This is a genomic window from Micromonospora sp. NPDC047753 (genome assembly GCF_040642735.1).
GTDB lineage: Bacteria > Actinomycetota > Actinomycetes > Mycobacteriales > Micromonosporaceae > Micromonospora.
On record NZ_JBEYSL010000276.1, the window covers coordinates 1 to 8926 of the forward strand.

Annotated in this window: 19 protein-coding genes and 1 pseudogene; all 20 read left to right on the forward strand. The window is 67.2% G+C overall.

Features of this window, described 5'->3' with window-relative positions; all coding sequences use genetic code 11:
• Positions 1 to 235 (forward strand): 50S ribosomal protein L4 (gene rplD / locus ABZ749_RS21820; RefSeq protein WP_357230384.1); only part of this gene is annotated, 235 nt, incomplete at its 5' end.
• Positions 232 to 534 carry a 50S ribosomal protein L23 gene (rplW, locus tag ABZ749_RS21825; protein ID WP_007465304.1) on the forward strand — a complete coding sequence of 101 codons (303 nt, stop codon included), beginning with the start codon at positions 232 to 234 and terminating at the stop codon, positions 532 to 534. The genes rplD and rplW, both read left to right, overlap by 4 nt.
• Positions 535 to 546: 12 nt before the next feature.
• Positions 547 to 1386: a 50S ribosomal protein L2 gene (gene rplB / locus ABZ749_RS21830; protein WP_053653944.1), complete on the forward strand. Its 840-nt coding sequence runs from the start codon at positions 547 to 549 to the stop codon at positions 1384 to 1386.
• A 12-nt stretch (positions 1387 to 1398) separates the two neighbouring features.
• Positions 1399 to 1680 (forward strand): 30S ribosomal protein S19, encoded by a 282-nt coding sequence (rpsS, locus tag ABZ749_RS21835; RefSeq protein WP_007465299.1) that lies wholly within the window; start codon positions 1399 to 1401, stop codon positions 1678 to 1680.
• 42 nt (positions 1681 to 1722) lie between these two features.
• Positions 1723 to 2181, forward strand: coding sequence for a 50S ribosomal protein L22 (gene rplV / locus ABZ749_RS21840; RefSeq protein ID WP_007465297.1), 459 nt, complete (start codon positions 1723 to 1725; stop codon positions 2179 to 2181).
• Positions 2181 to 3050: a 30S ribosomal protein S3 gene (gene rpsC, locus ABZ749_RS21845; protein WP_091402401.1), complete on the forward strand. Its 870-nt coding sequence runs from the start codon at positions 2181 to 2183 to the stop codon at positions 3048 to 3050. The genes rplV and rpsC overlap by 1 nt, the downstream gene beginning before the upstream one ends.
• Before the next feature lie 3 nt (positions 3051 to 3053).
• The gene (gene rplP / locus ABZ749_RS21850; RefSeq protein WP_053653940.1) at positions 3054 to 3479 is read left to right on the forward strand and encodes a 50S ribosomal protein L16; all 426 of its coding nucleotides are present in this window, start codon (positions 3054 to 3056) and stop codon (positions 3477 to 3479) included.
• Positions 3479 to 3715 (forward strand): 50S ribosomal protein L29, encoded by a 237-nt coding sequence (gene rpmC, locus ABZ749_RS21855; protein ID WP_007465283.1) that lies wholly within the window; start codon positions 3479 to 3481, stop codon positions 3713 to 3715. Before rplP ends, rpmC begins: the two co-directional genes overlap by 1 nt.
• A complete protein-coding gene (rpsQ, locus tag ABZ749_RS21860; RefSeq protein WP_112584814.1) occupies positions 3712 to 3990 on the forward strand; it encodes a 30S ribosomal protein S17 in 279 nt (92 codons plus the stop codon). Before rpmC ends, rpsQ begins: the two co-directional genes overlap by 4 nt.
• A gap of 97 nt (positions 3991 to 4087) precedes the next feature.
• A complete protein-coding gene (gene rplN / locus ABZ749_RS21865) occupies positions 4088 to 4456 on the forward strand; it encodes a 50S ribosomal protein L14 (protein ID WP_007465279.1) in 369 nt (122 codons plus the stop codon).
• Positions 4453 to 4773 (forward strand): 50S ribosomal protein L24, encoded by a 321-nt coding sequence (gene rplX, locus ABZ749_RS21870; protein WP_172899047.1) that lies wholly within the window; start codon positions 4453 to 4455, stop codon positions 4771 to 4773. The genes rplN and rplX overlap by 4 nt, the downstream gene beginning before the upstream one ends.
• On the forward strand, positions 4773 to 5339 hold the full coding sequence (rplE, locus tag ABZ749_RS21875; RefSeq protein WP_196919809.1) for a 50S ribosomal protein L5: 567 nt from the start codon (positions 4773 to 4775) through the stop codon (positions 5337 to 5339). The genes rplX and rplE overlap by 1 nt, the downstream gene beginning before the upstream one ends.
• 1 nt (position 5340) lies before the next feature.
• The gene (locus tag ABZ749_RS21880) at positions 5341 to 5526 is read left to right on the forward strand and encodes a type Z 30S ribosomal protein S14 (protein ID WP_007465272.1); all 186 of its coding nucleotides are present in this window, start codon (positions 5341 to 5343) and stop codon (positions 5524 to 5526) included.
• A gap of 116 nt (positions 5527 to 5642) precedes the next feature.
• On the forward strand, positions 5643 to 6050 hold the full coding sequence (gene rpsH, locus ABZ749_RS21885) for a 30S ribosomal protein S8 (protein WP_007465270.1): 408 nt from the start codon (positions 5643 to 5645) through the stop codon (positions 6048 to 6050).
• Between the two features lie 16 nt (positions 6051 to 6066).
• Positions 6067 to 6609 carry a 50S ribosomal protein L6 gene (rplF, locus tag ABZ749_RS21890; protein ID WP_357230387.1) on the forward strand — a complete coding sequence of 181 codons (543 nt, stop codon included), beginning with the start codon at positions 6067 to 6069 and terminating at the stop codon, positions 6607 to 6609.
• Positions 6606 to 6995: a 50S ribosomal protein L18 gene (gene rplR / locus ABZ749_RS21895; protein ID WP_030329901.1), complete on the forward strand. Its 390-nt coding sequence runs from the start codon at positions 6606 to 6608 to the stop codon at positions 6993 to 6995. The genes rplF and rplR overlap by 4 nt, the downstream gene beginning before the upstream one ends.
• A gap of 33 nt (positions 6996 to 7028) precedes the next feature.
• On the forward strand, positions 7029 to 7643 hold the full coding sequence (rpsE, locus tag ABZ749_RS21900) for a 30S ribosomal protein S5 (RefSeq protein WP_357206394.1): 615 nt from the start codon (positions 7029 to 7031) through the stop codon (positions 7641 to 7643).
• The gene (gene rpmD, locus ABZ749_RS21905) at positions 7643 to 7825 is read left to right on the forward strand and encodes a 50S ribosomal protein L30 (protein WP_007465262.1); all 183 of its coding nucleotides are present in this window, start codon (positions 7643 to 7645) and stop codon (positions 7823 to 7825) included. The genes rpsE and rpmD overlap by 1 nt, the downstream gene beginning before the upstream one ends.
• Complete coding sequence (gene rplO / locus ABZ749_RS21910) at positions 7825 to 8268, forward strand: 50S ribosomal protein L15 (protein ID WP_030329906.1); 444 nt, start codon at positions 7825 to 7827, stop codon at positions 8266 to 8268. The genes rpmD and rplO overlap by 1 nt, the downstream gene beginning before the upstream one ends.
• A 232-nt stretch (positions 8269 to 8500) precedes the next feature.
• Positions 8501 to 8830, forward strand: a pseudogene (locus tag ABZ749_RS21915) (preprotein translocase subunit SecY); the annotation flags it as partial.
• Positions 8831 to 8926 lie beyond the last annotated feature (96 nt).

Genomic DNA, 8926 nt, shown 5'->3' on the forward strand with positions numbered 1-8926 from the left:
GGCCCTGGCCACGCTGACCAAGCTCACCGAGGCCCGTCGGGTCCTGGTCGTGCTGAGCAGCACCGACGAGCTGAACTGGGTGTCGCTGCGCAATGAGCCGCGGGTGCACCTGATCGAGTCCGGCCAGCTGAACACGTACGACGTGCTCGTGGCCGACGACGTGGTCTTCACCAAGGACGCCCTGGACGAGTTCCTGGGCGTGCCCGCCGAGACCACCGAGGAGGGTGGCAAGTGAGCACGATCGCCGACCCGCGCGACATCATCGTGGCGCCGGTCGTCTCGGAGAAGAGCTACAGCGAGCTGAACCGGAACTGGTACACCTTCCTGGTGCACCCGGACGCGAACAAGACCGAGATCAAGATCGCTATCCAGCAGATCTTCAACGTCCGCGTCCTGACGGTCAACACGCTCAACCGCCAGGGTAAGCGCAAGCGCACCAAGACCGGCTTCGGTCAGCGCAAGGCGACCAAGCGGGCGATCGTGAAGCTGGCTGACGGTGACCGTATCGAGGCCTTCGGCGGCCCGGTCAGCTGAGGGGTGTAGACAATGGCTATCCGTAAGTACAAGCCGACGACGCCGGGCCGACGTGGCTCGAGTGTCGCTGACTTCGCCGAGATCACCCGGTCCACGCCGGAGAAGTCGCTGCTGGCTCCGTTGCCGAAGAAGGGCGGGCGTAACGCCCACGGCCGGATCACCACGCGGCACCACGGTGGCGGTCACAAGCGTCAGTACCGTCTGATCGACTTCAAGCGGGTCGACAAGGACGGCGTGCCGGCGAAGGTCGCTCACATCGAGTACGACCCGAACCGCACGGCGCGCATCGCGCTGCTGCACTACGCCGACGGCGAGAAGCGCTACATCCTCGCGCCGAAGGACATGAAGCAGGGCGACCGCGTCGAGTCCGGTCCGGGCGCCGACATCAAGCCGGGTAACAACCTGCCGCTGCGCAACATCCCGGTCGGTACCACGATCCACAACGTGGAGCTGCGTCCGGGTGGCGGGGCCAAGCTGGCCCGTTCCGCCGGCGTCGGTATCCAGCTGCTCGGCCGCGAGGGCGCGTACGCGACCCTGCGTATGCCGTCCGGCGAGATCCGGCGGGTGGACGTGCGCTGCCGCGCCAGCGTCGGCGAGATCGGCAACGCCGATCAGTCGAACATCAACTGGGGTAAGGCCGGCCGGATGCGGTGGAAGGGCAAGCGCCCGACCGTCCGTGGTGTCGCCATGAACCCGGTCGACCACCCGCACGGTGGTGGTGAGGGTAAGACCTCCGGTGGTCGCCACCCGGTCAACCCGCAGGGTAAGCCCGAGGGCCGCACCCGCCGTAAGGGCCAGCCGAGTGACCGGCTGATCGTCCGCCGTCGCTACGCCACGCGTAAGCGCGGCTGAGGGAGATAAGACATGCCTCGCAGCCTGAAGAAGGGCCCGTTCGTAGACGACCACCTGCTCAAGAAGGTGGAAGTTCAGAACGACAAGGGCTCCAAGAACGTGATCAAGACCTGGTCGCGGCGCTCGACGATCATCCCCGAGATGCTGGGGCACACGATCGCCGTGCATGACGGACGCAAGCACGTCCCGGTGTTCGTGACCGAGGCGATGGTCGGGCACAAGCTCGGCGAGTTCGCGCTGACCCGCACGTTCAAGGGTCACGAGAAGGACGACCGGAAGAGCCGTCGGCGCTGACGCCGCCAGGCATACGGATAGAGGGAACAAGGGGTTACAGCGATGCCAGGAAAGGGCGACGCTCCGGTGCTTCCGGGCGCGCGGGCGGTTGCGCGGCACGTGCGCATCTCGCCGATGAAGGCGCGCCGGGTGGTCAACCTCGTCCGCGGCCTGCCCGCGAAGGAGGCGCTCACGGTGCTGCAGTTCGCGCCGCAGGCTGCGAGCGAGCAGGTGTACAAGGTGCTCGCTAGCGCGATCGCCAACGCGGAGAACAACGAGCGGCTGGACCCCGACGCGCTGCTCGTCAGCGAGGCCTTCGTGGACGAGGGCCCGACGATGAAGCGGTTCCAGCCGCGGGCGCAGGGTCGGGCGTACCGAATCCGCAAGCGCACCTGCCACATCACTGTGGCGGTCGAAGCGGTCGCGCCGGCAGCGCCGAGGAAGGCCGCGGCGAAGAAGGCCGCCCCGGCCACGGAGGCCGCACCGGCCGAAGCGCAGAGCAAGACGGAGGACGCCGAGTAATGGGTCAGAAGGTTCACCCCACTGGGTTCCGGCTCGGCATCTCGACCGACTGGAAGTCCCGCTGGTTCGCGGACAAGCTCTACAAGGACTACATCGGCGAGGATGTCAAGATCCGCCGCATGATGTCCAAGGGCCTCGAGCGTGCCGGGATTTCCAAGGTCGACATCGAGCGCACCCGCGACCGGGTCCGGGTCGACATCCACACCGCCCGGCCGGGCATCGTCATCGGCCGTAAGGGTGCGGAGGCCGACCGGATCCGCGGCGAGCTTGAGAAGCTCACCGGCAAGCAGGTTCAGCTGAACATCATCGAGGTGAAGAACCCCGAGTCGGACGCTCAGCTGGTCGCGCAGGGCGTGGCCGAGCAGCTGTCCAGCCGGGTCAGCTTCCGTCGGGCGATGCGCAAGGCTATGCAGTCGGCGATGAAGAACCCGGTCTGCAAGGGCATCCGGGTTCAGGTCTCGGGTCGCCTCGGCGGCGCCGAGATGAGCCGGACCGAGTTCTACCGTGAGGGCCGGGTTCCGCTGCACACGCTGCGGGCCAACATCGAGTACGGCTTCTTCGAGGCCCGTACCACGTTCGGTCGGATCGGTGTGAAGGTCTGGATCTACAAGGGCGACGCCGTCCCGGGCCGGGAAGCTCCGGCCGAGGCCGGTCCGTCCCGCCCGCGTCGTGGTGAGCGCGGCGACCGTCCCGAGCGTCCGCGCCGTGGCCGGTCGGGTTCGTCCGGCACCACGGCTGGTGGCACCGAGGCCGGTCGGGCTGCTGCGACCACCATCGCGCAGCAGGCCGAGACGCCGAGCGGCGAGCCGGTCGACAGCGCAGCTGTCGCCGCCACTGCTGCTCCGGCAGAAACGCAGCAGGAGGGCTGACAGATGCTGATGCCGCGCAAGCCCCCGAAGGGCTTCCGCAAGCCGCACCACCCGGACCGCAGTGGCGCGTCCAAGGGTGGTAACCGGGTGGTGTTCGGCGAGTTCGGGATCCAGGCTCTCGAGCCGGCGTACGTGACGAACCGGCAGATCGAGTCGGCACGTATCGCGATGACTCGCCACATCAAGCGTGGTGGCAAGGTCTGGATCACGATCTTCCCGGACCAGGCCCTCACCAAGAAGCCTGCCGAGACCCGGATGGGTTCCGGTAAGGGTTCGCCCGAGTGGTGGGTTGCCAACGTCAAGCCGGGGCGGGTTCTCTTCGAGATGTCCTTCCCCAACGAGCAGACCGCGCGAGAGGCCATGCGTCGCGCGATCCACAAGCTCCCGATGAAGTGCCGCATTGTTACGCGCGAAGTGGGTGAATCCTGATGGCAGCGGGCGTTAAGGCGACCGAGCTGCGTGAGCTCTCCGAAGAGGAGCTGGTCACGAAGCTGCGGGAGGCCAAGGCGGAGCTGTTCAACCTCCGCGTGCAGGCCGCAACCGGGCAGCTGGACAACAACCGGCGGTTGCAGGTCATCCGTCGGGAGATCGCCCGGATCTACACGATCATGCGCGAGCGCGAGCTGGGGCTCTCGGCCGCGCCGACTGAGGTGACTGCATCATGACCGAAGACACCGCCACCGCCACCGCGCGGTCCCGCCGCAAGGTCCGTGAGGGCCTGGTGGTCAGCGACAAGATGGACAAGACCGTCGTGGTCGAGGTCGAGGACCGGGTTCGGCACGCTCTGTACGGCAAGATCATGCGCCGTACGAGCAAGCTGAAGGTGCACGACGAGCAGAACGCCGCTGGCACCGGTGACCGGGTTCTCATCATGGAGACCCGGCCGCTGAGCGCCACCAAGCGTTGGCGGATCGTGGAGATCCTGGAAAAGGCCAAGTAGCGAAGGCTCGAGCTCGCCCGGCGTTGCGTCGGGCGTTGGTTCCGCCAGGCTCCGGCCGCTACGGCGGCCGGAGAACCGGCAGACATAGGAGATAGACGTGATTCAGCAGGAGTCGCGACTGCGCGTCGCCGACAACACGGGTGCTCGGGAGATCCTGTGCATCCGGGTTCTCGGTGGCTCCGGTCGGCGCTACGCGAGTATCGGCGACGTCATCGTGGCCACCGTCAAGGACGCGATCCCGGGTGCCGGTGTGAAGAAGGGCGACGTCGTCAAGGCTGTCGTCGTTCGCACGGCCAAGGAGAGGCGGCGTCCGGACGGCTCGTACATCCGCTTCGACGAGAACGCCGCCGTCATCATCAAGGACGGCGGGGACCCGCGTGGAACCCGTATCTTCGGCCCGGTGGGCCGGGAGCTGCGGGACAAGCGGTTCATGAAGATTATTTCCCTCGCGCCGGAGGTGTTGTGACCGTGAAGGTCAAGAAGGGCGACACGGTCGTCGTCATCGCCGGCAAGGACAAGGGTGCCAAGGGCAAGGTCATTCAGGCCTACCCGCGGCAGGACAAGGTCCTGGTCGAGGGCGTGAACCGGGTCAAGAAGCACACCCGCATCAGCACCACCCAGCGTGGCGCCAAGACCGGCGGCATCGTCACCCAGGAGGCCCCGATCCACGTCTCGAACGTGCAGGTCCTGGACTCCGACGGCAAGCCGACCCGCGTCGGTTACCGGATCGACGACAACGGCCAGAAGGTCCGCATCGCGCGTAGCACCGGTAAGGACCTGTGATGACCACGGCTACCGAAAAGACCCTGCCGCGCCTCAAGGAGCGGTACCGCAACGAGATCGTGGCCCAGCTGCGTGAGCAGCACAGCTACGGCAACCCCATGCAGGTGCCGCGGCTGGTCAAGATCGTCGTCAACATGGGTGTCGGCGAGGCTGCTCGCGACGCCAAGCTGATCGACGGCGCGGTCCGCGACCTCGCCACGATCACCGGCCAGAAGCCGCAGGTGCGGCGGGCGACCAAGTCCATCGCGCAGTTCAAGCTCCGCGAGGGCATGCCGATCGGCGCGAAGGTCACCCTTCGCGGCGACCGGATGTGGGAGTTCATGGACCGGCTGCTCTCCATCGCGCTGCCGCGTATCCGCGACTTCCGCGGTCTGGACGGGCGCAAGCTGGACGGGCACGGCAACTACACGTTCGGTCTGACCGAGCAGTCGGTGTTCCACGAGATCGACCAGGACCGGATCGATCGCCAGCGGGGCATGGACATCACGGTGGTCACGACCGCCACGACCGACGACGAGGGCCGGGCGCTGCTCAAGCTCCTGGGCTTCCCGTTCAAGGAGAACTGAGATGGCCAAGAAGGCGCTGATCATCAAGGCGGCCGCGAAGCCGAAGTTCTCGGTTCGCGCGTACACCCGCTGCCAGCGGTGCGGGCGTCCGAAGGCGGTCTACCGCAAGTTCGGGCTCTGCCGGGTCTGCATCCGGGAGATGGCTCACCGCGGTGAGCTGCCGGGCGTGTCCAAGGCTTCCTGGTAAGGGCGACCGCGTCCCGGCCGTCGGCCGGGAACTCCTGCACCGATTAGGTATTGCTCTTCGCCGTAGGCCCGGGGCTGATGCCCCGGGAACCCCGGCGAGAAAGGCTGACGAAATCCATGACGATGACCGACCCGATCGCAGACATGCTCACGCGTCTGCGTAACGCCAACCAGGCGTACCACGATCAGGTGAAGATGCCCTACTCCAAGATCAAGGCGAACATCGCCGAGGTCTTGAAGGCCGAGGGTTACATCGCCACCTGGTCGGTCGAGGAGCCCGAGGAGGGCGCCGTCGGCAAGCGACTGGTCGTCGAGCTGAAGTACGGCCAGAACCGCGAGCGGAGCCTGGCCGGCATCAAGCGCGTGTCCAAGCCCGGTCTCCGGGTGTACGCCAAGTCGGACGGGCTCCCGCGGGTGCTCGGTGGGCTGGGCGTGGCGATCATTTCGACGTCCCAGGGGCTGCTGACCGACCGGCAGGCCCGCAAGCGGAGTGTTGGCGGGGAAGTCCTCGCCTTCGTCTGGTAACGGGAGACAGGTAGAAATGTCGCGAATTGGACGTAAGTCGATCCCGGTGCCAGCCGGCGTCGACATCACGATCGACGGGCAGACCATCAAGGTCAAGGGCCCCAAGGGCCAGCTCCAGCACACCCTCGCCGAGCCGATCAAGGTCGAGCGGGCCGAGGATGGGCAGCTGAGCGTCAACCGGCCGAACGACGAGCGCAAGGCCAAGGAACTCCACGGCCTGAGCCGTACGCTGGTTGCCAACATGATCGTCGGGGTCACCGAGGGCTACCGCAAGAGCCTGGAGATCGCCGGCACCGGTTACCGGGTCACCGCCAAGGGTTCGGACCTCGAGTTCGCGCTCGGGTTCTCGCACCCGGTGGTCGTCCCCGCCCCGGCGGGCATCACCTTCACGGTGGAGCGGCCGACCCTGTTCCACGTGGCTGGCATCGACAAGCAGCAGGTCGGTGAGGTCGCCGCCAACATCCGGAAGATCCGCCCGCCGGAGCCCTACAAGGGCAAGGGCGTCAAGTACCAGGGCGAGGTCATCCGCCGCAAGGCTGGAAAGGCAGGTAAGAAGTGAGCGCCACGCTGCTCAAGCGCCGCCGCGGTGTCGCCGCCAAGCGCGCCGTTGGGCGTGCGCGTCGACACTTCCGCGTCCGCAAGAACGTCAGCGGTACGGCCGAGCGTCCGCGCCTGGTCGTCACCCGCTCGCTGCGGCACATGGTCGCCCAGATCGTCGACGACACCAAGGGTCACACCCTGGCGTCGGCGTCGACCCTGGACGCCTCGCTGCGCGGTGCGGAGGGCGACAAGAGCGCCCTGGCTGGCAAGGTGGGCGCGCTGCTCGCCGAGCGGGCCAAGGCCGCCGGCGTCTCCAAGGTCGTCTTCGACCGCGGCGGCAACCGGTACGCGGGGCGAGTCGCCGCGCTTGCCGACGCCGCCCGCGAAGCCGGGCTCGAGTTCTAACAACCCCGTCACGAGAGAGAAGGAAGGCTGCTGATGCCAGGTCAACAGCGCCGTGGCGGCGGGTCCGGTGGCAACGAGGGTGGTCGCCGCGACAACCGCCGTGAGGGCGGCCGCGGAAACGCGCCCGTCGAGAAGACCCCGCACCTTGAGCGGGTCGTCGCGATCAACCGCGTCGCCAAGGTCGTGAAGGGTGGTCGTCGCTTCAGCTTCACCGCCCTGGTGATCGTGGGCGACGGCGACGGCACGGTCGGCGTGGGCTACGGAAAGGCCAAGGAGGTGCCCGCGGCCATCGCCAAGGGTGTCGAGGAGGCCAAGAAGCACTTCTTCAAGGTCCCGCGGATCGGTCAGTCGATCCCGCACCCGGTGACGGGTGAGGACGCCGCTGGTGTGGTGCTGCTCAAGCCGGCCTCGGCCGGTACGGGTGTCATCGCCGGTGGACCGGTGCGTGCCGTGCTGGAGTGCGCTGGGATCCACGACGTGCTCTCCAAGAGCCTCGGTTCGTCGAACCCGATCAACATCGTGCACGCCACCGTGGCGGCCCTGAAGGGGCTTGAGTCCCCCGAGCAGGTCGCGGCGCGTCGTGGTCTGCCGGTGGAGGACGTCGCGCCGGCCGCCATGCTGGCGTCGCGTGCGGGGGTGGCGAACTGATGGCACGCCTGAAGGTCACCCAGCTCCGGTCCGGTATCGGGACCAAGCACAACCAGCGTGAGTCGCTGCGTTCGCTCGGTCTCAAGCGGATCAACGACGTGGTGGTCAAGGAGGACCGGCCCGAGATCCGCGGCATGATCTTCACTGTGAGCCACCTCGTGAAGGTCGAGGAGGTCGAGTAATGACGATCAAGGTGCATCACCTGCGCCCGGCGCCCGGTTCCAAGACCGCGAAGACCCGTGTGGGTCGCGGTGAGGGTTCCAAGGGCAAGACCGCTGGTCGCGGTACCAAGGGCTCCAAGGCCCGCAAGAACATCTCGGCGGCGTTCGAGGGTGGGCAGATGCCCATCCACATGCGCCTGCCGAAGATGAAGGGCTTCAAGAACAAGTTCAAGGTGGTCTTCCAGGTTGTCAACCTGGACCGACTCGCTGAGCTGTTCCCGAATGGTGGTCAGGTCGGCCCGCTGGAGCTCGTTGAGTCCGGCGCGGTCCGCAAGGGTCACCCGGTCAAGGTCCTCGGTACCGGGGATCTCGGCGGTGTGGCGCTCCAGGTGTCCGCGCACGCGTTCAGTGCGTCGGCCAAGGAGAAGATCGCTGCCGCCGGTGGCTCCGTCACCGAGCTGTAAGGCGTACGACCATGGCGCCCGTCCAGTTGAGAGCAACTGGCGGGCGCCATGGTCTGCCTGGGCCGTGAGCGCCCGGTAACATCGGAATCGATTTATGTAGTCGGGCACATCTGCCCGGACCGGGGTGAGGCTGTTAGAGTCCCATCCCAGCCATGGATTGCGGGCACTCGCCCGTGATCCACCCCGACCCGCCAGGGATCACCGGCGGCCCGCCTCGCGCAGGAGGAAGAAGTTGCTGTCCGCCTTTCTCAGTGCGTTCCGTACGCCTGACCTGCGCAAGAAGCTGCTGTTCACAGTAGGCATCATCGCGGTCTACCGGCTGGGTGCAACGCTCCCCAGCCCGGGCGTCTCGTACGGCAACGTGCAGAAGTGCCTCGACACCATCCAGGGTGACACCACCGGGGTGGTGAACCTTCTCAACCTCTTCTCCGGCGGAGCGCTGCTGCAGCTCTCGGTCTTCGCGCTGGGCATCATGCCCTACATCACCGCGTCGATCATCCTGCAGCTGCTGACCGTCGTGATCCCCCGCCTGGAGCAGCTCCGCAAGGAGGGCCAGGCCGGTCACGGCCCCCCACGACGTGCACGGGGTCATGGGACATCACTCCCTTACCGAACTATCCGGCGAGGGCGAGCGCCGTTCGCTGGGTGACTCGCCATG